Genomic DNA, 20,367 nt, shown 5'->3' on the forward strand with positions numbered 1-20,367 from the left:
CAGAAACCTAGACAGAGAACGGCGTGCGCCACATCAGGCCACGCTCAGCGACCCACGGAAGGGTCACAAGAGCCCCATATCTCGCCCTGACCCGGCCTGAATCTCTCGTCGAGTCGGCCGAGACCTGCACGAGGTGGGCAGGGCAAGACCTGCGCCGGGTGGGCGCGAGATGTGGGCCGGGTCAGCGAGAGATGTGCGCCGGGTGGACGGGAGATGTGGGCCGGGTCAGCTGAGGGCGGCGATGCGCAGGACGGCCGCGGCCAGCAGCGACAGGGTGACCAGGACCAGCCCGACGAGCTGGAAGGCCGAGCGGCGCGGCCCGCGGGGGGCGTGCACCAGCAGCGCCGCGACCAGGGCTCCGCCGAGGAAGCCGCCGAGGTGGCCCTGCCAGGAGATGTTCGGCACCGCGAAGGTGATCACGACGTTGATGCCGACCAGGATGACCAGCTGGCGCATGTCGGCGCCGATCTTGCGGGCCACGACCAGCAGTGCGGCGAAGAGGCCGTAGATGGCGCCCGAGGCGCCCACGGTGGCGCCGTACTGGCCGGCGAACCAGAGCACCACGACCGAGCCCGCCAGCAGGGAGGTCAGGTAGAGCGCGAGGAAGCGGGCACGCCCCAGCACCGCCTCGAGCTGCGGGCCGATGATGTAGAGCGCGAGCATGTTGAAGCCCAGGTGCATCAGCTGCACGTGGGTGAAGCCCGAGCTGAGGACCTGCCACAGCGCGCCGTCGACGAAGCCCGGCAACCAGGTGCCGCTGCCCTCGCACACCGCGCGGGGCACGTCGAAGCCGCCGTCACCGGTCAGGCACACGCCGTTGGTGCGCAGCGCGAGCAGGTCGACCAGGCGGCTGCCCGAGCCACCGGTCAGCGCGATCGCCAGCCACACCCCGACGTTGAGCGCGATCAGCGCGATGGAGGTGCGGGTCGCGTCGGTGGGCCGCAGCCCGCCGTACGCCGTGCGGTTCTGGCGGGTCTGGCGCGCGCCGGCCGAGATGCACTCGGGGCACTGGAAGCCCACGGAGGCGTCGTGCATGCAGTCCGGGCAGATGGGCCGGCCGCAGCGCTGGCAGCGGATGTAGGTCTCGCGGTCGGGGTGCCGGTAGCAGACCGGCACCCCGACCCCAGGCGCCGGCTCGGGCGAGGGCGTCTGGCTCACGAGGTCGGGCGGTGGCGTTCGGTGCAGGCCGAGGCGGGTGCCTCAGGCCTCCACGATCTCCACGGACTCCATGACCACGGGCTCGACCGGGCGGTCGCCCGCACCGGTCGCGGTGCTGCCGATGGCGTCGACGACGTCGCGCGAGGCCTGGTCGGCGACCTCGCCGAAGATGGTGTGCTTGTGGTTGAGCCACGTGGTGGCGCCCAGGGTGATGAAGAACTGCGAGCCGTTGGTGCCCGGGCCGGCGTTAGCCATCGCGAGCAGGTAGGGCTTGTCGAAGACCAGCTCGGGGTGCGGCTCGTCCTTGAACGTGTAGCCGGGGCCGCCGGTGCCGGTGCCCAGGGGGCAGCCGCCCTGGATCATGAAGCCCGCGATGACGCGGTGGAAGCCCAGGCCGTCGTAGAACGGGCCGGTCTTGCCGTTGCCGGCGTCGTACTTCTTCTCGCCGGTGGCGAGGCCCGTGAAGTTCGCGACCGTCTCGGGCGCGTGGTTCGGGAAGAGGTTCAGGACGATGTCGCCCCGGTTGGTCTTGAGGATGGCCTGCGGGTCCGCCATGACTGCCTTTCGCGAGAGGGGGTACTTCTGGGTGTACGACGACGCGTCGTGCGTGCGGGACGATCCTCGCACGGAGGCGCAAAAGGCCCTCCTGCAGGTGACCTCGCACCACGCGGCGTGGCCCCCGTGGAGACACAGGGCGCCTGGGTGGGCCCGAGGCAGTCGTGGTCGAATGGATCACAAACCGAGGAGAGGAAGTGACGCGGATGCGTCTGCGCAGGAAGAAGTCCCTCATCGAACAGGCCGGTGACTACGTGGAGCAGGTCGTCGAGTCCGTGCGTCCCCAGGTCGAGTCGGCGGTCAGCACCGCCCGCGACGAGGCGCGCCACCTGGTGGCCGACGCCAAGGAGAAGGCGGGCCCGGCGCTCGCCGACGCCCGTGCCAAGGCGGGGCCGGCGCTGACCGACGCCCGCACCCGGGCCACGCCCTACGTCCTGGACGCCCGCGACCGTGCGGTCGTGCTGGGCCAGGAGGCCCGTGACAAGGCCGCGCCCGCGCTGAGCGACGCCAAGGCCAAGGCGGCCCCGCTGGTCGCCTCGGGTGCGGCGTACGCCGGCGCCAAGGCCACCGACCTCAACGAGCGTGCCGCGGCGCGCGCGGGTGAGCTGGGCGGCAAGGCCACCGGCAAGGTCGCCGAGCTCAAGGGCGAGAAGCCCAAGAAGAAGGGCTCCAAGCTGAAGAAGCTCGTCCTCGTCGGTGGCCTCGCGGCCGTCGTCGGGGTCGTGGCCAAGAAGCTGCAGGGCGGCTCGGAGTCGCAGAACTGGCAGTCCTCCTACGTGCCCACGCCGCCGGCGAGCGGCACGGGTGCAGCGGCGGCGACGACGTCGACCGGTGCGGGCGCGGCGCCCACCCCGGCCGCGCCGATGGCCGGCGCCAGCGACGACACGGGCGGCTCCTCGCCCGACGAGGCGCTGGCCGACGAGGCGGAGACCGTGCACCCGGTCACCACCCCCGACGAGCCGGCCGAGGTCGTCGACATCGAGGACGACAAGAAGGACAGCTGAGCGGTCAGCCTGACGACCGGCGTCGGGCGGCCCGGCCGGGGGACAGCTCCTCCGGCCGGTGCTGCTCGACCCAGTCGTCGATGCGCTGCCACCAGTCGTAGAGCCACGCGATGCGCTCCTCGCGACCCGCGGGGATCTCCTCGCGCGGCACCTGCCACCACCGCATCACCAGCCGCTTGTCCATCGGCAGCTCGCGCCACAGGTCGCGCACGGTCAGCAGGTGGTCGAGCCCGGTGTGGGCCACCATCACCACGTCGGCCTCCGGAGCCGCGTCGAGCGCGGCCAACAGCCCGCCGGGCCGCGGGGCCAGCACGTGGATCATCGTCTCCGCCCGGCGCGCCATCGCGTGCAGCCCCAGGCCGTCGAGACGCTCGATGGCCCGGTCCCGACGGGCCTGGGTGAAGTTGCCGCCCTCGGGGAAGATCACGAAGGCGTCGTCGCGGTCGAGGCCGGTGGCCAGCTCGGCGATCTGGGTCTCGAGGTCCTCGCCCGACCCGGGGCTGATCGCCCGGGCGGGCAGCCGGCGCAGCAGCGTGCCGACCACCGGGTCCCAGGCCAGGGTGTCCTTGAGGACGACCCGGGGCTCGCGGTCGTACCAGTCCATCAGCGCGTGCACGAGCGTGAACGAGTCACCCGGCCCGGCGTGGCGGCAGCAGACCAGCAGCGGCACGCCCGGGTGCGCGTCGGGCGCGGGCCTCTGGGTCTCGATGCGCAGCCGCAGCACCCGCCTGGCCTCGCTGAAGAGCACCCACATCGTGCCCTGCACCAGGTCGTAGTGCACGCCCTCCCAGTACGCCGAGCGCAACCGCGCGCCGAATCCGCTGGCCAGCCACATGCCCAGCAGCACCGCCAGCAGCAGGGTCTCGGCGGTGAGCGCGACCACCAGCAGCCAGGTCAGGCGCAGGGCCCGCCAGCGCCCGGGCACGAACGGCGAGAGCGCGGCGGCGCCGATGAGCCACAGCGGCAGGCTGACCCAGACCACCACGGTCAGGAGCACCACGAGGGGCGCCGTGAGGGCGCGGCGCAGGATGCTCACGCCGCGATCATGTCAGCCGCGGGGCCCGGGCCCGCTCGCTCCCGCTGCGCCCAGGGCGTCGAGGTACTCGCCGCTGGCCACCCGGGTCAGCTCGATGCGGCGCTCGACGTCGCGGAAGTCGGTGCCGGCCCGCACCGAGTCGTCGCGCGCCGAGGTGCCCCGGGCGGGCAGCAGGTGGGCCTCCACCTCGGGCGGCAGCTCGGCCAGCTCGCGGTTCATCCGGTGCCGGCGCGCGACCTCGAAGGAGACCCGGGCGACCTCCCAGGGCCGTCGCGGCGGCTGCAGCGGCCGGTCGACCCGACCGACCTGGAGCACGAAGATCCGGGTCGCGCCCAGCTGGTGCGCGCGCGCCACCGGCACCGAGTTGACGATGCCGCCGTCGAGGAAGTGCTCGTCGCCGACGCGGGCGGGCGGCAGCAGACCGGGCACCGCCGCGCTGGCGACCACGGCGTCGACGACCGGGCCGCTGTCGAACCAGTGCTCGGCGGCCCGCTCGATGCTGGCCGCGCAGACCTGCAGCGGAACGGCGAGGTCGGCGAAGTCGACGTCGCCGATCTCCTCGCGCAGCCGGGTGGCCAGGGGCCGCGCGGAGTAGAGGTGGGTGCCGGTCGCGACCGCGCGTCGTACGCTGCGCAGCGGGCGGTCGCCGTACACCTCGTGCCGGTTGGCGGCCACCGAGCGCCACAGCCCGGTGAGCCGCTCGACGACGTCGAGACCGGGGTCCTGGGCCAGGAACGCGCCGTTGATGGCGCCCACCGAGGTGCCGAGCACCAGGTCGGGGCGCACGCCCCGCTCGAGGAGGGCGGCCAGCATGCCGACCTCGACGGCGCCCAGCGCGCCGCCGCCGCCGAGGACGAACGCGGTGGTCATCTGCTCCTCCTCGGCGTGCTCGTCAGCGGGCCGCGGAGGCGGCGTCGCTGGGCTGCAGCGCGCGCACCCGGCGGGTGGCCCGGTGCTCGGCCCAGAAGCTGAGCAGCGGCACGGTGCCGGAGGCCAGGGTCACCGCGGTGAAGCCGATCTCCCAGTCGGCACGGCGCGAGAGCCAGAAGGCGCAGAAGAGGAAGATCATGTAGAGCCAGCCGTGGGCGACGCCGAGGTAGGCGGAGATGTCGGAGCCGAGCTGCCACCCGCCGCCACTGCCCTCGGCCAGCCACGCGGCGTCGGAGACCAGGTAGCCGTAGTGCAGGGGCAGGCCGATGAGGACCAGCACCACGAGGAGCACTCCCACGATCGTGGCCATCACCCGGTACGCCGCCAGCGGGGCGCGCAGCTCGTCGTTCACGGGCTCGACGCTACCGGGCGGTCCTCGGGCTCGTCCGCGCTCGGGGCCGGCTCGGCCGGTGCCGTGGTGAGGTCGCGCACGTAGCGCCACCACACGAAGCCCGCGAACCCGCCGAACAGCACCCACTCCAGGGCGTAGAGCAGGTTGCGCAGGCCGGTCGAGCCCGCGGCCCGGGGAAGCGCCGCCAGGTCGGCGGGCTCGAGGGCGTCGGCGCCGACCAGCGCGGCGTTGGCCTCGGCGTCGTGGTCGACGACGGCGTACGCGCCGTAGAGGTCCTGCTCGACGTGCTGGATCAGGTCGGCGGTGCGCACCTGCGGCACCACGTCGTCGCTGCGGTCGACGTCGGCGGCGCCGGTGCCCTCGGCCGGCTGCAACCAGCCCTGGACCGAGCCGGCGCCCTCCGGCGGGGCGGTGGCGTCGTCGGGCGAGGCCACCCAGCCGCGCACCACCGGGAGCGCAGGGGCGTCGGCGTCGTCGCCGACCGCCAGCGGCGTCAGCACCCAGTAGCCGTCGGTGCCGTCGTGCTCGCGACCCTCGACGTAGACGGTGCCCCCGGGCACCCAGGTCCCCTCGACGGTGACCGGCTGGCCGACCGAGGGGGCCGGGAACGGGTCGTCGGGTCCCATCACGTCGCCGAGCGCCACCGGCTCGGCCCGCGTCAGGTCGCGGGCCTCGGCCTCCTGCTGCGCCTGGTAGGCGGCGTACTGCCACCAGCCCAGTCCCGCCGCCGCGGCCACCAGCACGAGCGCCAGGAGGTGCGCGCCCCAGTAGCGCGGTGCCAGGGCCGTCATCACCCCTTCAGGATAGGAGAGCGGACCACGGGGCTCGTCGCCGCGGCTTTCTCGACAGGTGGTCAGACCACTTGACCACCGGGCCGCACCCATCTACGGTCCGAGCATGCCCCTGCATCCCGTGCACCGCCGCTCCGTGCCCGACGAGGTCTTCGACCAGGTGCTGGCCGACGTCGTCGACGGCGAGCTGTCCCCCGGCGAGCCGCTGCCGAGCGAACGCCGTCTGGCCGAGGTCCTGGGTGTCTCCCGGCCCGCTGTGCGCGAGGCGCTGCAGCGGATGGCCGCGACCCGGCTCGTCGACGTGCGCCAGGGCGGCGCCACGCTGGTGCGCGACTTCAAGCGCTCCGCCGGCCTCGACCTGCTGCCCCGCCTGCTCGTGCGCTCGGGCACCCTGGACGCCGCAGTCGTGCGCAGCATCCTGGAGGCCCGCCTGGCGATCGGGCCCGCCGCGGCGGCACTGGCCGCCGAGCGGGGAGGCACCACGCTGGCGGCGACGCTCACCACGACCCTCGACGACCTGGCCGGCACCGACGACGGGGTGCAGCAGCAGGTGCACGCCCTGGCCTTCTGGGACCAGGTCGTCGACGCCGCCGACTCCGTGGTCTTCCGCCTCATGTTCAACAGCCTGCGCGCCGCCTACGAACCCGCGCTCGAGGCGCTGGCGCCGGTGATGGCGGCCGAGGTGGGTCACGTCGAGGCATACCGGGTGCTCACCGCTGCGATCGCCGCGGGCGACCCGCACACCGCCCGGGTCGCCGCGCAGAGCGTGCTGCGCCCGGCCACCACCAGCCTGATGGAGGCGCTCGACGCGCTGGGCAGCACGAAGGAGGAGCGATGAGCACCGACGGAACCGAGCAGACCGGACGGCTCGACCCGGAGACGGTCGACGCCCTGGCCGCCGAGCGACTGGCGGCCGAGGAGGCCCGGATCACCGGTCAGGCCCGGCGGCGCGCCGGCCTGTCGCTGCGGGGCGCCTGGCGGGAGTTCTGGCGCCACCCCAGCCCGCCGATGATCGCCACGTTCCTGGTCGCCTCCGTCGTCGGCCGGGTGCTGCTCGGCTCCGGCAGCTGGTGGGAGCTGGCCTTCCCGGTCGGCCTGGTCGCGGCCTTCCCGCTCATCGAGTGGGTCGTGCACGTCGCGATCCTGCACTGGCGCCCCCGCAGCCTCGGGCCGCTGCGCATCGACTCCCTCCTGGCCCGCGAGCACCGGGCACACCACGCCGACCCGCGGCTGCTCCCGCTGGTCTTCATCCCGTGGCCGGTCCTGGTCTGGCTGCTGCCGGCGTACGTCGTCGTGGCCTGGCTGGCGGTCCCGACCCTCGCGGGTGCAGGCACCCTGCTGGTCTCGGTCTACGCGCTGATGCTGGGCTACGAGTGGAGCCACTACCTGGTGCACAGCGACTACCGGCCCCGCTCGCGCTGGTACCGCGCGCTGTGGCGCAACCACCGGCTGCACCACTACAAGAACGAGAACTACTGGTTCACCGTGACCAGCGCCGGCACGGCCGACCGGCTGCTGGGCACCTACCCCGACGCCTCGCAGGTCGAGACCTCGCCCACGGTGCGCAGCGTGCACGCCGCGGGCCACTGACCCCCGACGAGCCCGGTCAACCCGGTCCGCCCGAGCAGCAGCATCAGCCGGCGCAGGCCGCGAACGGCAGCGCCCGGCGCAGCGTGAGGGCGGCCGCCCGCGGCGGCGAGGCGATCTCGTAGCCCAGGCGACCGTTGGAGGGGTCCGCGGCTCCGCCGGTGAAGACCTCGGAGAAGGAGTCGTCGCCCGCCGCGCTCTCCAGCCGGTCGAAGAGGTCGCGGCGACCGGCCCCGAGCCGTGCGGTGGCCAGGACGCTGCCGAAGGAGACGGTGTAGGCCTCGAGCTCGTCGAGGGCGTCTCGGCCGGGCTCGTCGACACAGCCGAGCTCGAGGTACGTCGACGTGGCCGGCCCGGCGACCAGCTCGGCCAGCCGTTCGCCGCCCCAGGGCTCCTCGACCTCCTCGGCGACGCCCGAGAGCACGAGGCTCTCCTCGGCGAGCACCGTGGCGCCGCGCAGGGGCCCGACCCCCGCCTCGACGGCGCGGCGCAGCACGCCGGGGTCGATGATCGCGGCCCACGACTGCACGAACCCGACCTCACGGCCGGTGTCGTCGAAGAGCCGGGCCTCCCACCGCACGTCCTCCTGGCCGAGGGAGAAGTCCCGCTGCAGCCGCTGCTGCACCGGGCGCAGCAGCCCGTCGGCCAGCAGCACGGTCTCGGTCTCGGCGCGGCGCCAGAAGTCGGCCCGGTCGCCGGCCCCCAGGTCGCTGGCCAGGTCGACCACGCCCAGCTGCAGCGCCACCTGCTCGTAGTCGGTGACCGTGACCCGCGCGACGTCGGCGGGCACGTAGTCGAGCACCGCCCGGGCGGCGGGGGGTCGCTGCTCGGTGACGGCCGCCGTGGCGAGCGGCACCGCCGGCTCGTTGGCATCGGGCGCCTCGATCGGGCTGCTGCACCCGCTCAGCGCCACGAGGGCAGCAGCGAGCGCCAGGACCGGTCGAGAGAGCACGGCGCAGAGTCTGCCACCGCCCGGCCCGGCCCACGCGGGGATCCCCTGGATGCGACCCGACCCATGAGCCGACGCCAGTTCCTCTACGTCGGCGCGGTGACCGCGCGGGCGGTGGCGGCCACCGCCGGGTCCACCTCCCGCACCTGGTGGGTGCGCACACCCGGTCCCCCGGCGAGGTGCTCGAGGACGTCGAGGGTCGGGCTGCGGGCCGGCGGCGGGGAGACCCGGTCGTCACCGTCGCGCCACCCGAGGGCGTACAGCAGCAGGGTGATCTCGCCGCGCCACTGCCCGACCGGTACGCCGCTGCCGGCCACGGCCAGGGCCATCCAGCCGGCCTGCCGGTCCGCGTCGCTGGTGCCGAGCGGAAGTCGCCCCGCCACGTGGCGCAGGAGGGACTGCGGGTCGGCGCCCAGGCGCCGGGCAGCAGCGGTCGGGGCCAGCCGGCCCTTGCGCAGGCTGACCAGGCCCAGGGCCCGGGCGGCGGTGCGGACGTGGGCGACGGGGAAGGTCATGTCCTCTCGGTTGGCCCGGCCGAGCCACCACTCGCTCACCCCCAGCCGGTCCGCCAGCTGCTCGACCACCGCCGGCGGCAGGTAGCCGGCCGCGGTCAGCGTCACGCCGTCACCGATGACGTCGAGGAAGGTGCGGTAGGTCCCGGTGAGCCGTGCCGCCTGCTCGTCGCCGACGTCGGTGGGACCGTGCGACAGCGGACGGGCCAGCACCTCCCTGAGTTGGCGGGAGCCGTGGCGCTCGAGCTCCTCAGCCAGCGATGCCAGCTCGGCGGTGACGGTGGCCGGCTCGGCTGCCGCCGCGGCGAGCGCGAGGTCCACCGGGGCCGGGTCGAAGGCGTCGGGGTCCCAATCGTCGGGAAGCCAGGCGTGCGCGTGGGCGGGCCCGTCGAAGGCGGCGGGCAGGTGTGCCGCGTCGTACCCGCTGCGCACCCAGGCCGCCAGCTCCTGGTAGCTGTCGACCCCGCCACAGTCCTCGGGCGGGCAGGCCATCCGCCCGCCCGTGCAGCGCGGCGCCCCGGGCGGTTCGTCGAGCACCGCCTCGACGATCAGCCGGTGCTCCCAGCCGTCACCGAAGTCGTACTCGTACCAGAGCTGGTCGCCCCGCTGCGCGACCAGCTGGTCGAGGCGCACGCCGTCCTCGAGCGTGCCCTCCTCGCCCTCTTCGACGTCGAAACGGGTGACGAACCCGGGCGCACGTGGTTCGCTGCCGGTGCGGAACCGGTGCAGATGGCAGTCGTACCACCCCATGGCTGCCTGGATGACGTCGTGCAGCGCGGGCAGGTCGAGGTCGCCCGGGAGCTCGAGCCGGCGCCAGACCGGCGGCTTGGCGCCGTGCAGGTCCAGGCGCACCCGGAACCCGCGGACCTCGGCGGGGACCTGCAGCAGCCTCGGGGCCTCGACGGCCCGCAGCCGCTCGAGCAGACTGCTCACCCGGCCGTTCAGCAGGCCTTCGAGGAGCGCCCGGCTCTCCGCGGAGCCGGGGTCGGCCATCAGCTGCTCGACGAGGCGCTGGGCATCGGGCGGTGTCGTCACGGCACCAAGTCAAGCACCCGGGAGGGACGCCGCGGTGGTGGAGCCTAGGGGACTCGAACCCCTAACCCCCTGCTTGCAAAGCAGGATCTCCGACGCGCAGTGATTGGGCGTCTGAGCGGGGATTACGCGGTCAGTAGTGGACATAATTCCCCCGCAGTTGGCATTGTTTCCCCCACAGGTCCCCCAGGGACTGCTGGCCGGGCAAGGGGTTAGCAAGAGCGGGGGTTGTGGGGAGGAGGTCCCAGCGATGGCGCGCAAGCGAGGATTCGGGGAGCTCGAACGCCGCCGCAGCGTGACGGGGGTGGTGACCTATCGAGCGCGGTACGCGATGCCGGACGGGACCCGCTACTCCCGCACCTTCGGCACCAAGCTCGACGCCGAGGCTTGGCTCGCTCTGGAACGGTCGTTGATCGACCGGGACGAGTGGACACCCCCGAAGGCCCGCCAGCTCGCCGAGGCCAAACGGCAAGCAGCGGCCCGGGCGAACACCGTGGCGGCGTTCGCCAACCGCTACCTCGCCGAGCGAGAACTGCGGCCCAATACGATCTCGGGATATCGCCAGCTGCTGGCGACGCGGATCCTCCCGTACTTCGGTGAGATGCCACTGCGCGATGTCACCCTCTCGGAGATCAAGGCCTGGCGCGCATCGCTCGACGGGTCGACGGAGTCGACCAACGCGGCCGCGTACCGGTTGCTGCGCTCGCTGATGCAGGCGGCCGAGGAGGAGGAACTGATCGACCGGGCACCGCCCAAGATCCGCGGCGCCGGCTCGGCTCGCGTGAAGCGAGTCGCCGTGCCGGCGACGCTCGACGAGCTCGCGGTCATCATCGAGGCGATGCCCGAGCGACTGCGACTGCTCATCGTGCTCGCCGCGTTCGTCGGCCTCCGCGAGGGCGAGCTACTCGAGTTGCGACGCTCCGACATCGACGGCGTCACCGGTCGGGTCAGCGTCACCCGCAAGATCGACAAGGACATCATCCCCGGGGCGAAGGACGCCTGCCCCAACTGCGGCCGCGTCATCAGCGCACCGAAGACGGCCAGCGGAGTCCGTACTGTGCACGTCCCGCCGCCATTCCTTCCGATGCTGCAGAAGCACCTGCTCGAGCACACCGCTCCCGGGCCGACTGGGCTGCTATTCGCCGGCGACCGGACCGACCACATGAGCGTGCGGTACCTGATGGACCGCTACCGGCCGGCGCGCGAGGCCGCCGGTCGCCCGGACCTGACCATCCATCACCTGCGCCACACAGCACTCACCATCGCTGGCCAGCACGGAGCTACCGCCGCGGAACTCCAAGCTCGCGCCGGCCATGCCTCACAGGCGGCGATGGCGATCTATCAGCACGCAACCCTCGACCGCGATAAGTCGATCGCCGAGAGGATCGGCGAGACGTATGACACGTGGCATGCTAAGCAAACGACCTGAGCGACGGCACGGCGAAGGTCAGGTTGGGGTCAGTTCCTGCGTCAGCCAGTCGTGCTCGCGCAACGCAGCCAAGGCGGCCTGCACGTGCTCGCCGGTGAACATCCTCGCCTTACGCGACGACCATTCCCAGACCTGTTTGATGAGCGCTTCATCATCCGCAGTCGCATCGTGCGTGGCCAGCCAGTGCACCGTCGCGAGAAGTTCGAGCCCGTAGGCGGACTCGAATCCGGCAGCCAGATCGAGAACCCGGTCGATACGAGCGCGTGTGTCATTGGAGTCCTTGAGCACCAACTCGGCTTCCTGTGCGGCTCCCGGAAGGACCGCCAACGGCTCCGCCTCGGCAACTGACGCGCTACCGTCGCCGTAACCGCTGAGGAAGTGTCCCTCGACGATGTTGAGGACATGGCGGAGGTTGTCCGCATACGGTCCGTACCGGTTGGCCGCGAACTTCAGACGCAAGGGCTCACCAGCAACCTGCAGGAAGTACATGAGCTTCTGCGACTCGATCAGCCCAGGCGCCATAAACGACTGGAGCGTGTAACGATCAAGGAGTTCCACCAGTGCTGCACGACCCGCCGTCATCTCCGGCCGCTTGGTTGCCGTTGCGATCTCGCTCGCAGCCGGGGCGCCGTCCGGCGCGAAGATAAGGACGTCGACGTTCGGCACCTGTTCGAACGCTGCTACGATCCGCGGCTCGACATCTCCCCAGTCCAGGCCGCCGTTCCCGCAGCCCAGCGGAGGCACGGCGATCGACTCGATGCCGAGCTTCCGGATGACTTCGACTAGGTCGGCGAGTCCGGCCTCAATGTCCTTGAGCTTGGACCGCGACTTCCAGTGGCCCTTGGTAGGGAAGTTGATCACGTATTTCGGGCCGGTCATCTGGTCGGTCGGCCAGACCTGGACATGGCCTAGGCGGATCTCGCCAGACTTGGCCGCCTTGCGGTAAGCGTCGTACATAGCCGGGTAGGCCTTCTTGAACTGAAGCGCGATGCCCTTGCCCATCACACCTTCGGTGTTGACGGTGTTGACCAGCGCCTCGGCCTCAGCGCGCAACAGGTTCCCGGACGTGTGCTTGATCATCTCACCTCCAGCATGCCTCAGAAGTACCAGCGGGGTCGCACTGCCACGCGTGGCGCGGAGTCAGACTCGCCGATCAGCCCCTGCACCTCGTCAGCAACAGTCTGGCTCTTGGCACCGACAAAGAGGAACGCTTCCCAAGGGACCGCGCTCAGCACCAAGCATTCGGCCATTCGGCGCTCCCGACGATCTGGGTACGCCTCGGTGTCGAACCAGTACGTCTCACCCATGAGCGGCCAATCAATGAACCCGTCGGCAGGTTCGCCATCACGAAGCTGAATGAAGTCGGTGTAGTCGAGAACGGCGTTCCTGTCGGTGAGCACCGGATCGACTCCAACCTCGAGGAGCTTCTCGACTGTGGTAGCGAGATAGACCAGTCGATCGGTGCCCTGGGTGTAGCCGGGGACGTTCCCCATGTGAATCGAATAGAGCATCGGGCTGCGCGGGGCGAAGTAGAACGGGACGTAGTCCGCGACCACGCCGCCCGGCTGGACGGGTACCGGCCGAGTAGCGCGACGCGCCTTGATCCCGGTGTTGCCGACCTCGATTGCCAGCAGGCCATCCGCTTGCGCCTGGCGGTCGCACAACAAGCCGGACTCGACGACGGTCGGCAGATGCTCGATTCGTGTGAAGTGATAGACCCGCGTCGGCGTCGGTCGTGGCACTGGCGGCGGGCTCCTCTCAATGTCGGAGGGACGATCGTCCCACTGATCGTGCCCAACTCCGACGACACCCGAGGCAGCCGAGGCACTTTTCAGGATTACGGAGGAGGAGGGGACCCCGACCCAGCCCAGGGCTAGGGTCCCCTCCTCGTTCGATTCGGATCAGGCGGCGGCGCTGCTCGCACCACCCGCGTAGTCACGGACCCTGATGGCCGCCTGGTCGGCGGCGTACTTGCTGGAGAAGGACTCTCCGGACGCCGCGACCTTGTCGGAGCCGCGCCACGCCCGCCACCGCCAGGCGCCGCCGGCATCCTGGTAGACGTCGTAGCGCGCCGTCTTGGCGCCGACCTTGAACGCTGACGCCGCCCGCTGGGCGTTGGAGTTGGACGCAAAGGTCTCGCCCGCCCACGCCACCATCTCGTTGTTGCCGGCGTACAGCCACCAACTCGCCTGCCCCGCCTGGGTGTTACCTACCTGGAACCGCCACATGGCGATCCTCCTGTCTCGCACAAGGTGCGACTTGTTGCACGAGCTCGAGACTGGGTGATGTCATGTGGTTGCCGTACGGCGACATCTCATGTCCCGTGCACCTCAGCGCCCGGCCTGCCAGCCGGGCGCTTTGGCATTTCGCGCGGTTTCTTCGCCACCTGGGTTCAGGTGACGACACCAGTCCAGCAGCGGCGCTGCCCCACGGCAGAGTGACACGCCGAAGATGCGGGCCCGATTTCGCCAGCAAATCGCGCGAATAAACACCGTTGTAGTTCGGCGTTTCTGCGGCTCACAGAGACGGTCTGCCGCCACACTTAAGGCCTACGGACCTCGATAGCGCGCGAATAGGCGGACACCATGAATGCGGACGACCAGAGCATTGGCCAGATCGCCCCTCCCTGCGGTCGGCTTTCCTGCAAGAAGCCCGTTGTTCAGGAACTTGGGCCCGGTCGTCGGAAGGAGTACTGCTCAGACACCTGCCGGCGCGGAGCCGACCGCGACTACAAGCGGGCGAAGGCTCACGTCGACACGTTCGAGGAGTACCTGCGTCGCTCCCAGCATGAGGTCGCCTCCTACGGCCGCAAGGCAGAGGCCGACGCGCTCAGCCCAGAACAACTCGGCCGTTTCGAGACCGCCGCTCGCGTCGCCTTTGCTCGGGCCGAGACCCTGGTGGAGGTTGGTGTGCCTGTCGACCTCGCCGCGGTTGAGCTTGCCGCTCTGGTCCAGGCACTCCGTCCTCTCATGACCGCGGGGGTGGGCTTCACCGCGCGATCAGCCTAGCTACTGGGGCGCGGATGCCAGCGAGTCTCACCAGCGAGCGGACGGGATCTGCCGGGGAGTTGCCTCGAGGTCCTCGATCCTGATTCGGATGGCCCGTTTGCCGCAGCGGTACGCCGGGAGCGTGCCGGCGGCGATCCAGCGGCGGATGGTCTTGACCGAGACCGACATGGCCTCGGCCGCTTCCTCGAGGCTGAGGTATACCGGGATGGCGCGGCGCTCAGCCATCGGAACGCACCTCCACCCGTGTGACCGTGGCCGAGGCGAGGAAGCCACGGGCCTCGGCGACGGTGATGTAGAGCCGGCCGACACCTTGGAACCGGGTCCATCGCGGGCCGACGCCGCGGCGGCGCCAGTCGCGGACGGTGCGCTGCGGTGTGCGGATGAGCTCGCAGAACTCCTCGAACAGGATCAGGTTGTTGTCGTCCCAGTCGTCCGGGATGCCGATGGGTGTCACCATCACGTCGCCTCTCGCCGTGGCCGCCGACCGATTCGGCGACTCCTACCTGGAGAAGCAACCTCTCGCTCCGCGAATCGGACATCTGTGACCGCTGCTGTCGAGACACGAGCCTCTCCTGGTCACCTATGTCATCCGGGCCGCTCCGGGCGATCAGTTGGCGCGAGGAAGTTGGTCAACGGTCGATCCCGCGGGAGGTCGGTGGCGGAGCCGGGATGGGCTGGGGTAGACGCCGTGGACCGTCTCGCAGCATGGCGGCCTGCAGTCCGGCGCTGGGTGCCGGCGCACTGGGTCCGTACCGGTCGATGTCGTCCGCGGCTCTCTCGGCGGCGTGCCTGGGCCCGAGGTCGGCGCGGTCGCGGTTGAAGACGTCGATCCATTGGCTGCGGGCGTCGTCGACAGTCTCGGCGACGAGGTGGACGGTGTTGCGGTGGCGGCCGCGGGTCATGCCGACGTACGCCGAGGCGGCGCCGGTCGCCTCGCCGAGTGCGAGGTGGGCGGAGTCGACGGTCTCTCCCTGGGCTCCGTAGGCGGTGGTGGTGAAGGCGAGCTCCACGTGATCGTGGACGTACGCGGCGGGCAGAGTGCGTCGGCCGGCACGGCCGGTGACGAGCAGGCTGCCGTCGTCGCCGATCGCGGCGACGGTCCAGGTGTCGCGGTTGGCGACGGCGAGGTCGCGGTCGTTGCGTCGGGTGGCGACACGGTCGCCGAGGCCGATCCGCTCACCACGACGCGTGGTGAGTTCACCAGACTGCTCACCAACGGAATGGCGGCGGTCGCGGATCGCCGCGTTGAGTGCGCCGACCTGGTCGCGGGTGTCGGTGATGACGAGTTGGTCACCGTCATCGGCACGGGCGGCGCCGATCGCGGCCAGGGCCGCGGTGCGTTCGACCTCGCTGGCATGGACGACGACTTCTCCGCGTTCGAGAAGTGCGTCGAAGACCTCACCGGCACGCTCACCGGTCCGCATGAGCAGGCTGAGTTCGGCGTACGCGGGATCGCTGAACCGGTGGACCGACTCGAGCTCGTGGTGGGCTTCGGGTCGCACCCAGCGTGCGGCGAGGTCGAGGACACCACCGCGGCCGACGGCCGGGAGCTGGTGGCGGTCGCCGAGGAGCGCGACGACTGCGTGGGCTCGGTCGGCGATGGCGAACAGCGCGCGGGCGGTGTCCTGGTCGAGCATGCCGGCCTCGTCGACGAGGAGGACGTCGCCGGGGAGCAGGCGGGCTCGGGCCTCGGGGGTGGCGTCGGCCTGTGACCAGTGGCCGTCCTCGTCCCAGCGGTAGCCGTGTTGGTGGGCGAGCCAGGCGGCGGAGAAGGCGTCGGTGCCGACCTGATGCTGGGCGGCTTGGGCGGCCTTGAGCGTGGGTGTGACGACCACGAGTCGACGATCGGCGTCGTCGAGTGCGTCGCGCGCGGCGGCCAGGGTGGTGGTCTTGCCGGTGCCGGCGGCGCCTTCGATCACGAGCAGGCCGGCGTCGCCGGCGAGGGCCGTGACGACGCGGCGTTGCGCGGGGTCGAGGTGGTCGACGCCGCAGAGCCGGACCGCGTCAGTGGCCGGTCGTGCGGAGCGGGCAGCGATGCTGTCGGCCAGGTCGGCTTCGACGGCGAGGACGCGTTCGGACGTCAGGCTGCGGACGTGCTCCGGGACGTCATCGCGTTCCAGCAACGGCACGCACCGTGTTCGCGCGCGGTCGGCGATGTCCTCGACCAGCTCGTGCCGCACGGGCCGTTCAGCGACCACGCCGATGGGGGCGATCAGTCGTTCGGCCTCGCCGCGGATGTCGGCTGCGTTCCATGCCGAGCGCTTGGCGCCGAGTCGGGTGAGCACGAGGTCGGCGGCGACGTCGCGGTTGAGCCGTCCGATCTGGAGACCCGGCTCTGGCGCGCGGCTGGTTGGCGGCGTGAAGCCGAGGTCGCGCAGCTCGCTGTTCCATGCGGCTACGAGGTCGGCGCCGCCCTGGGGCACGACCTTGTCGGGTCGCGCGTCCGCCCACGCGCGCCGGTCCCAAGTCCGGCGCAGTCGCGGGCCTGGCTCTTGGCCGGGGTGCTCGGCGCGCCATGCGGCCTCGTACTGGTCGACGTTGCGGTTGATCTGTGCGGCGCGCTGGCTGAACCCACCGACGTACGGCGCGAGCTGCTGGACCTCTCCGTCGACGTCGATGCTGTAGCCGTGGCCCGCGAGCGCGGCACGGAACTCGGGGTCGCACATCACGGCGGCATGACCGATCCCGTTGAGCGCCTCGATGCTGTCCACGACGCCGACCGAGTGCAGTCCACGCCACGCGCCGCGCGCGAAGACGCGTGCGTTGATCTGCACGTGGAGGTGACGGTGCGGGTCGCCGGCGCGCGAGGTGTAGTGACGCACGACGGCCGCCTCGACCATCTCCACCGGCACCTGCACCTGCCGGCCGCGCGGCCCGACCCGGGTGGTGGCGTGCTCGGCCACCCACCCGATCACCTCGCTCGCCGCCCGATCCATCGCCGCGTCGTACGCCGCTGCGATGTCGGGGTGAAGTGCGGCGGCGAGCGACCAGGACTTCGGCCCGTTCACCACGACCTCGACGAACCGCAGCGCCCGTGCATCCTCGCGCAGCCGGCCCTTGGCAGCGCCGGTCAGGACGTCGTACCCGGCCACCCAGCGCTCGTACGTCGGGCCGTCGAGGTCGCCGACGCGCTGCACGGCTCCGGGGCCGGCGAGGTAGTGCTCGGCCAGGCCGCTGCCTTCTGTCAGGTAGTAGTCGTCGGCGCGTGAGTGGTCGGCCTCGACGTAGGAGCGCGCGGCCGCGGCGGAGCCGCGGTAGAACTTCACTCCTCCGTGCATCGGCCTCGTCACCGCCCGTCAGTACTCGTCACCTAGCCTTGAAATGACGCTCGGCCCGCCCCGAGGGGCGGACCGATCTACGGACCTTCGTAGCATGCGTGCCGCTCGATTTAGAAGGCGTCGCGGCGGCTCTGCTCTGAGCGACTTGAGAACTCGTCACTGCACGTCAATAGGCTCTACAAGGCGCGTGACTTGCGGCGGATCTGTTGCGAAAACGGTCAAGCGAGAGCGCGCATCGAGGATCGGCCGAGTCACCAGTCGGAACGCCTAATGCGACTGTCCATCAGGATCGCCCACGTGTACGCAGAGCCCTGCCTATCCTTGATGTCACTAGGCCTCGCGGCGGGCATCTGCTTAGCGGCCTTCGAGAAGTTCGTCTTCGAAAGTGACCGATTGATCTCGGAGCCGTCGCGCGTCACCCTCAGGTAGTCGCCAGGGACCCGGTAAGTGAACGGGAGCCCGGTGGTCGTCACGAACTCCTCGCCCGCGTGGCGTCGGATTCGGTCCCAGACCGCCTCGAAGTCGTACACCTCCGTCACCTCTTCCTCCGTGCCCGGCGGGGCGAACTCCCCGGAACCCATTCAATACCTTCGACGCTTCCCGCGTTGAGGGCCGCCGAGATGGCACCTTGGCTGATCTCGTCGGCGCCGTAGTTGGCCGACGGCTGAGCGGCGATTTCTCGCACCGTCATCTCGGCGGCCTCAGGCTTGGACGAGAAGGCCTCAATGATGTGCGCTGGAACGCTCCGTCGAGCACCGCGCGTCGAAGACCTACGAGTTTCGGCGGGACTACCGAGCTGTGCCGCAACGAAGTCTTCGGACGCGGCCAGTTGAGTGGCCGCGTCGAAGGTGCTCGCAACCGACTCTTCCATCCAGTACGACGACGGCTCGCCCTCGTCCCAGTTGATCGGGATGGGTCTCCCCAAGGAGGACGCGACCTTGCCAGGCCAACTGAGTAGTCCTGCCACTCCCCGTTCGCCAGAGTCGAGATCAATGAGCTGCGCAAGATCAGGGGCTGCGACCTTCTCGGGGGCAAGATCAATGAGCGTCCGGAGAAGCTGCCGAGTAGTGGTGTTGAGCGCCAACCACATCCGCGCAGCGGCCTCGACCGAAGCGTCTTCAATACCCCACGGCTCTTCGGCCGTCGGGTCAAGTTCCTCGGTCACAGGGATGCCGATCGGTTGCTCCGCGTCCTCTGGACAAGGCCAGATCGCCACGATCCGCTCGATCAGGCGTGACGTTCGCTCTCGGATCAACGGCTCGCTCCAGGTCTCAGGATGCGCGTGCACCAACGCCGAGTTCAGCTTGAGCTGGCTGTGCTGGAGCAGGTAGTCACGCTTTCCCTTCACGCCCAGGCCGCGGGCGTCAGCCTCAGCGTCGGTCCACGGCCGATTCGACAGGGTTGGGTTCAACTTTCCATTCACGAGGGTGAGGTTTCCCAGCGTGTGCACCCTCTCGTCGCGCTGCTGCCCCGCGATCACGTCGTGCGCGATGTCTGAACCCCAGTGTTCGCGCCATGCCACTGGCATCACGTGTTCGATAGTGAGTCCGCGTGGTGCTGCCTGACCCTCCCCCAGTGGCCCGCGCGCGTCGTCCTCAAGGGCCTCGAGAACCATTCGGAGTCGGGGGCGCGTCATGGTCTTGTAGAGGCGGTCGTTCTGAAGCGCGAGCACGACGCGAGTGTCGTTCGGCCAGTAGCGCGACTCCGCCGACTGGCCCGCGAGGAATCGATCTGCACTCTCCCCGGCCTTGCTCGGACCACCGCGCTCGAGTGCCCGAAGCAGGTCGATCATCGCGTTGTTGTGATCCTTGGTCGTCGCCCTGACGAGTGCGCGACGCACCAACCAGCTCTCGATCGCCAGAAGGGCGGAGTCGCGCTCGGCGGCCGGCATCACCGTCTCTCCGTGCCGGGTTAGCCACAAAAACACTGGGGCAACAACCTGGGTGTCCATGGCTTGGAGCACGCGGTAGTAGAAACGTCCGACCGGCGAGGTCTGGGGCAAGTTCTCCCATGAACGATGCACCTTGGCATCGGCTGCAATTTGCTCGAAGAGGGCGGAGATGTCGACGTCGGGCTTGCTCACGATGCTGTCTCGGAACTCGGTGAAGACGCGATCCGTCGGGACGTCACGCTGAAGGTTCATCACCAGCCACCGGTGCATGAACACATCAATCCTGGGACGGAGGCGTCTGCCCTGTGCCACCTGTTGACGCCAGTAGTCGCTGTCGAGCTCTCGCCAGTGAGCCTTGTAGAGCTCTTCGACGGCGAGGCCTTGGGCGGCAGCCACCTGGAACATCAGGTTCTTGACCAGGTCTGCGGCCAGGAGTGGCGATCCCCGGTGATTGAGGGTCTCGAAGATGACTTGAGCGTTGTCACCAGGCTCCAAGTCGATCATCACCAACCGGAGCTTCTCCCGCAAGGCGGTCGTGAGAGCCGCAAGCCGCGCTCCTGTTTCGACAGGCACGTCGTCGGCCATCGACCATTCGCGTACGGCTGCCGCGAAGTAGGCATGTGCCTGGGCGATGGACGACTTCGACATCTCCAACGTAGGCCGGACGTCGTCCTTCATTGCCGCACGGTAGGCATCCTGGTCTCGATCAGTCGGCCACACCTTGAAGACGTGGTCGGGGTCGACAGCCAGGTCGCTGTTGTTCTCGACGATGACTCTTAGCCCGGATCCACCGATGGACCGGGCCGGGATGGGTTGATCGTCGGCGCCGCGGAGTGAGGATGCCGGGGCGCGAGG

General features: G+C 70.6%; 21 protein-coding genes. 5 read left to right on the forward strand and 16 right to left on the reverse strand.

Annotated elements, in window-relative coordinates; translation table 11 throughout:
* Positions 1–225: 225 nt before the first annotated feature.
* Both ABKW28_RS19845 and ABKW28_RS19850 read right to left on the reverse strand, forming a co-directional pair.
* On the reverse strand, positions 226–1,158 hold the full coding sequence (locus ABKW28_RS19845; protein WP_348612684.1) for a rhomboid family intramembrane serine protease: 933 nt from the start codon (positions 1,156–1,158) through the stop codon (positions 226–228).
* Between the two features lie 42 nt (positions 1,159–1,200).
* Positions 1,201–1,713 carry a peptidylprolyl isomerase gene (locus ABKW28_RS19850; protein WP_193670554.1) on the reverse strand — a complete coding sequence of 171 codons (513 nt, stop codon included), beginning with the start codon at positions 1,711–1,713 and terminating at the stop codon, positions 1,201–1,203.
* Between the two features lie 206 nt (positions 1,714–1,919).
* Between ABKW28_RS19850 and ABKW28_RS19855 the strand changes: the two genes are divergently transcribed.
* The gene (locus tag ABKW28_RS19855; protein ID WP_348612685.1) at positions 1,920–2,717 is read left to right on the forward strand and encodes a hypothetical protein; all 798 of its coding nucleotides are present in this window, start codon (positions 1,920–1,922) and stop codon (positions 2,715–2,717) included.
* Positions 2,718–2,721: 4 nt separating this feature from the next.
* Here ABKW28_RS19855 and ABKW28_RS19860 read toward each other — a convergent pair whose 3' ends face one another.
* From ABKW28_RS19860 to ABKW28_RS19875, 4 genes are read right to left on the reverse strand one after another with little or no spacing between them, the layout of a single operon-like run.
* Entirely contained in the window at positions 2,722–3,753 is a 1,032-nt protein-coding gene (locus tag ABKW28_RS19860; RefSeq protein ID WP_348612687.1) for a 1-acyl-sn-glycerol-3-phosphate acyltransferase, read from the reverse strand.
* A 12-nt stretch (positions 3,754–3,765) separates the two neighbouring features.
* On the reverse strand, positions 3,766–4,623 hold the full coding sequence (locus tag ABKW28_RS19865; RefSeq protein ID WP_348612689.1) for a patatin-like phospholipase family protein: 858 nt from the start codon (positions 4,621–4,623) through the stop codon (positions 3,766–3,768).
* Between the two features lie 22 nt (positions 4,624–4,645).
* Positions 4,646–5,035: a DUF3817 domain-containing protein gene (locus ABKW28_RS19870; RefSeq protein WP_348612691.1), complete on the reverse strand. Its 390-nt coding sequence runs from the start codon at positions 5,033–5,035 to the stop codon at positions 4,646–4,648.
* Positions 5,032–5,826: an SURF1 family protein gene (locus ABKW28_RS19875; protein WP_348612693.1), complete on the reverse strand. Its 795-nt coding sequence runs from the start codon at positions 5,824–5,826 to the stop codon at positions 5,032–5,034. Before ABKW28_RS19875 ends, ABKW28_RS19870 begins: the two co-directional genes overlap by 4 nt.
* Positions 5,827–5,932: 106 nt before the next feature.
* Between ABKW28_RS19875 and ABKW28_RS19880 the strand changes: the two genes are divergently transcribed.
* Positions 5,933–6,664: a GntR family transcriptional regulator gene (locus ABKW28_RS19880; RefSeq protein ID WP_348612695.1), complete on the forward strand. Its 732-nt coding sequence runs from the start codon at positions 5,933–5,935 to the stop codon at positions 6,662–6,664.
* Complete coding sequence (locus ABKW28_RS19885; RefSeq protein ID WP_348612700.1) at positions 6,661–7,416, forward strand: sterol desaturase family protein; 756 nt, start codon at positions 6,661–6,663, stop codon at positions 7,414–7,416. Before ABKW28_RS19880 ends, ABKW28_RS19885 begins: the two co-directional genes overlap by 4 nt.
* Before the next feature lie 43 nt (positions 7,417–7,459).
* Here ABKW28_RS19885 and ABKW28_RS19890 read toward each other — a convergent pair whose 3' ends face one another.
* Together ABKW28_RS19890 and ABKW28_RS19895 are read right to left on the reverse strand one after the other, a co-directional pair.
* A complete protein-coding gene (locus ABKW28_RS19890) occupies positions 7,460–8,365 on the reverse strand; it encodes a hypothetical protein (protein WP_348612702.1) in 906 nt (301 codons plus the stop codon).
* A gap of 83 nt (positions 8,366–8,448) precedes the next feature.
* Entirely contained in the window at positions 8,449–9,909 is a 1,461-nt protein-coding gene (locus ABKW28_RS19895; protein ID WP_348612704.1) for a plasmid pRiA4b ORF-3 family protein, read from the reverse strand.
* A 247-nt stretch (positions 9,910–10,156) separates the two neighbouring features.
* Between ABKW28_RS19895 and ABKW28_RS19900 the strand changes: the two genes are divergently transcribed.
* Entirely contained in the window at positions 10,157–11,335 is a 1,179-nt protein-coding gene (locus tag ABKW28_RS19900; RefSeq protein ID WP_348612706.1) for a site-specific integrase, read from the forward strand.
* An 18-nt stretch (positions 11,336–11,353) separates the two neighbouring features.
* Here the strand turns inward: ABKW28_RS19900 and ABKW28_RS19905 are convergent, their stop codons facing one another.
* The 3 genes from ABKW28_RS19905 to ABKW28_RS19915 form a co-directional block, all read right to left on the reverse strand.
* Positions 11,354–12,415: a macro domain-containing protein gene (locus tag ABKW28_RS19905; protein ID WP_348612708.1), complete on the reverse strand. Its 1,062-nt coding sequence runs from the start codon at positions 12,413–12,415 to the stop codon at positions 11,354–11,356.
* Positions 12,416–12,432: 17 nt separating this feature from the next.
* On the reverse strand, positions 12,433–13,077 hold the full coding sequence (locus ABKW28_RS19910) for a DUF4433 domain-containing protein (RefSeq protein ID WP_348612710.1): 645 nt from the start codon (positions 13,075–13,077) through the stop codon (positions 12,433–12,435).
* Between the two features lie 159 nt (positions 13,078–13,236).
* Positions 13,237–13,563 carry a DUF1508 domain-containing protein gene (locus ABKW28_RS19915; RefSeq protein WP_341240600.1) on the reverse strand — a complete coding sequence of 109 codons (327 nt, stop codon included), beginning with the start codon at positions 13,561–13,563 and terminating at the stop codon, positions 13,237–13,239.
* Positions 13,564–13,920: 357 nt separating this feature from the next.
* Between ABKW28_RS19915 and ABKW28_RS19920 the strand changes: the two genes are divergently transcribed.
* On the forward strand, positions 13,921–14,343 hold the full coding sequence (locus ABKW28_RS19920) for a hypothetical protein (protein WP_341240601.1): 423 nt from the start codon (positions 13,921–13,923) through the stop codon (positions 14,341–14,343).
* A 27-nt stretch (positions 14,344–14,370) separates the two neighbouring features.
* On the opposite strand, the gene ABKW28_RS19925 is transcribed toward ABKW28_RS19920, so the two are convergent.
* The 5 genes from ABKW28_RS19925 to ABKW28_RS19945 form a co-directional block, all read right to left on the reverse strand.
* On the reverse strand, positions 14,371–14,568 hold the full coding sequence (locus ABKW28_RS19925; protein WP_341240602.1) for a helix-turn-helix domain-containing protein: 198 nt from the start codon (positions 14,566–14,568) through the stop codon (positions 14,371–14,373).
* A complete protein-coding gene (locus ABKW28_RS19930; RefSeq protein ID WP_348612712.1) occupies positions 14,561–14,800 on the reverse strand; it encodes a hypothetical protein in 240 nt (79 codons plus the stop codon). Before ABKW28_RS19930 ends, ABKW28_RS19925 begins: the two co-directional genes overlap by 8 nt.
* A gap of 172 nt (positions 14,801–14,972) precedes the next feature.
* Complete coding sequence (mobF, locus tag ABKW28_RS19935; RefSeq protein WP_341240604.1) at positions 14,973–17,621, reverse strand: MobF family relaxase; 2,649 nt, start codon at positions 17,619–17,621, stop codon at positions 14,973–14,975.
* A gap of 251 nt (positions 17,622–17,872) precedes the next feature.
* Positions 17,873–18,151 (reverse strand): hypothetical protein, encoded by a 279-nt coding sequence (locus tag ABKW28_RS19940; RefSeq protein WP_341240605.1) that lies wholly within the window; start codon positions 18,149–18,151, stop codon positions 17,873–17,875.
* Positions 18,152–18,156: 5 nt separating this feature from the next.
* Positions 18,157–20,367, reverse strand: a 2,211-nt coding sequence (locus tag ABKW28_RS19945) for a DUF262 domain-containing protein (RefSeq protein ID WP_348612714.1), incomplete at its 5' end; no start/stop codon positions are given.

Origin of the sequence: Nocardioides sp. 31GB23, assembly GCF_040012395.1 — a bacterium.
GTDB classification, from domain to species: domain Bacteria; phylum Actinomycetota; class Actinomycetes; order Propionibacteriales; family Nocardioidaceae; genus Nocardioides; species Nocardioides salarius.

Coding starts and splice junctions, on each gene's coding strand:
- ABKW28_RS19850 (WP_193670554.1), bottom strand. CDS start 1,713: ATGGCGGACCCGCAGGCCATCCTCAAGACCAACCGGGGCGACATCGTC.
- ABKW28_RS19855 (WP_348612685.1), top strand. CDS start 1,920: ATGCGTCTGCGCAGGAAGAAGTCCCTCATCGAACAGGCCGGTGACTAC.
- ABKW28_RS19865 (WP_348612689.1), bottom strand. CDS start 4,623: ATGACCACCGCGTTCGTCCTCGGCGGCGGCGGCGCGCTGGGCGCCGTC.
- ABKW28_RS19875 (WP_348612693.1), bottom strand. CDS start 5,826: ATGACGGCCCTGGCACCGCGCTACTGGGGCGCGCACCTCCTGGCGCTC.
- ABKW28_RS19880 (WP_348612695.1), top strand. CDS start 5,933: ATGCCCCTGCATCCCGTGCACCGCCGCTCCGTGCCCGACGAGGTCTTC.
- ABKW28_RS19885 (WP_348612700.1), top strand. CDS start 6,661: ATGAGCACCGACGGAACCGAGCAGACCGGACGGCTCGACCCGGAGACG.
- ABKW28_RS19900 (WP_348612706.1), top strand. CDS start 10,157: ATGGCGCGCAAGCGAGGATTCGGGGAGCTCGAACGCCGCCGCAGCGTG.
- ABKW28_RS19905 (WP_348612708.1), bottom strand. CDS start 12,415: ATGATCAAGCACACGTCCGGGAACCTGTTGCGCGCTGAGGCCGAGGCG.
- ABKW28_RS19915 (WP_341240600.1), bottom strand. CDS start 13,563: ATGTGGCGGTTCCAGGTAGGTAACACCCAGGCGGGGCAGGCGAGTTGG.
- ABKW28_RS19920 (WP_341240601.1), top strand. CDS start 13,921: ATGAATGCGGACGACCAGAGCATTGGCCAGATCGCCCCTCCCTGCGGT.
- ABKW28_RS19925 (WP_341240602.1), bottom strand. CDS start 14,568: ATGGCTGAGCGCCGCGCCATCCCGGTATACCTCAGCCTCGAGGAAGCG.
- ABKW28_RS19930 (WP_348612712.1), bottom strand. CDS start 14,800: ATGGTGACACCCATCGGCATCCCGGACGACTGGGACGACAACAACCTG.
- mobF (WP_341240604.1), bottom strand. CDS start 17,621: ATGCACGGAGGAGTGAAGTTCTACCGCGGCTCCGCCGCGGCCGCGCGC.